1 protein-coding gene is annotated in these 1,308 nt (G+C 61.2%); it reads left to right on the forward strand.

Features of this window, described 5'->3' with window-relative positions; genetic code table 11:
• The first annotated feature begins 48 nt into the window (after window positions 1–48).
• A protein-coding gene (locus ACIPY3_RS23185; protein WP_400337913.1) for an IS3 family transposase occupies window positions 49–1,265 on the forward strand; the annotation gives its coding sequence in 2 pieces (ribosomal slippage) (window positions 49–313 and window positions 313–1,265; 1,218 coding nt in all).
• Window positions 1,266–1,308 lie beyond the last annotated feature (43 nt).

Raw genomic sequence — 1,308 nt, forward strand, 5'->3', positions numbered from 1 at the left:
TGCGGTCGTATGGTTTTCTGAGACAGGTTGATGGGAGATCGACTTCAGATGACCGGGCCCAGAAGAAAATATGATGCTGCTTTCCGTGAGGAAGCGGTGCAACTGGTTTTGTCTTCCGATCGTTCCGTGAAGCAAGTCGCTGACGAGCTCGGGGTGAACGAGAGCACTTTGGGAAACTGGCTTCACCGGCACCGTGGCAGAGATCAGGACAGTCCGGGGGTGGCGTCGGTGGACCGGGGCCCGGTGTCATGGGAAGAACACCAGAAAACCGTGGCTGAGAACGAGCGGTTGAAAGCTGAGGTTGAGTTCCTGGGAAAAGTCAGCGCCTTCTTTGCCGCGAAGCAAAAGTAGAGGACTTCTACGAGTTCATCGAAGCGGAGAAGGCCAACCATTCCGTGGTGTGGCTGTGCCGGGCGTTGAAGGTTTCCCGGGCCTCGTTCTACCGGTGGCGGACCCCTGCTGGCCCGTCACCGCGGACGGTACGTCACGAACAGCTCGCTGCCGCGGTGACCAAGCTTTACGAAAAAGAAGAAGGCCGTGCCGGGCGGGACCAGCTGACCCTGCTCCTGAACGAGAAGGGCGTGAAAGTCTCAGCCCCGACCGTGGGAGCGATCATGCGCGAACACGGGCTGCGGGCCATCCGGACCCAGGCCTGGAAAGCCACCACGGTCCAGGACCCGCAGGCCAAGACCGCGCATATCGAGAACCACATGCTCGATGCCGAGGGCAAGCGGGACTTCACCTCAACAGTGCCCGGGACCCGGCTTGTCGGTGACATCACGTACCTGCGCACCGGTGAGGGCTGGCTATACCTGGCCACCGTGATCGATCTGTTCTCAGGCATGGTCATCGGCTGGTCCATGGCCGGACATATGCGCGCGAGCTTGTGCACCGCGGCCCTGCAGATGGCCCGGAACCACGGCCACCTGACCGGGACCTCGGTGGTGTTCCATTCGGACCGGGGAACCCAATACACCTCTGATGAGTTCCAGAAATGGTGCGGCGATAACGCGGTGACCCAGTCCATGGGCAAAGTCGGGGTGTGTTGGGACAACGCGGTCGCGGAGAACTTCTTCTCCCACTTGAAAACCGAGTTCTACCACCACCAACGCTATCCGTCGCGGCTGGCCGCCAGGACTGGGGTCATGGACTACATCGAGGCCTGGTACAACCGCCGCCGACCCAACCGCAGAGCCGGCGGCATCCCACCAGCCAAAGCACACACCAACTACCAAACCCGCGCCCGGCAACCCCTGGCCGCCTAACCAAAACAAACAACGAACCTGTCTCAGAAACTTGACGACCGCA

This window comes from Paenarthrobacter sp. NPDC089714 (genome assembly GCF_044748905.1).
Taxonomy (GTDB): Bacteria; Actinomycetota; Actinomycetes; order Actinomycetales; family Micrococcaceae; genus Arthrobacter.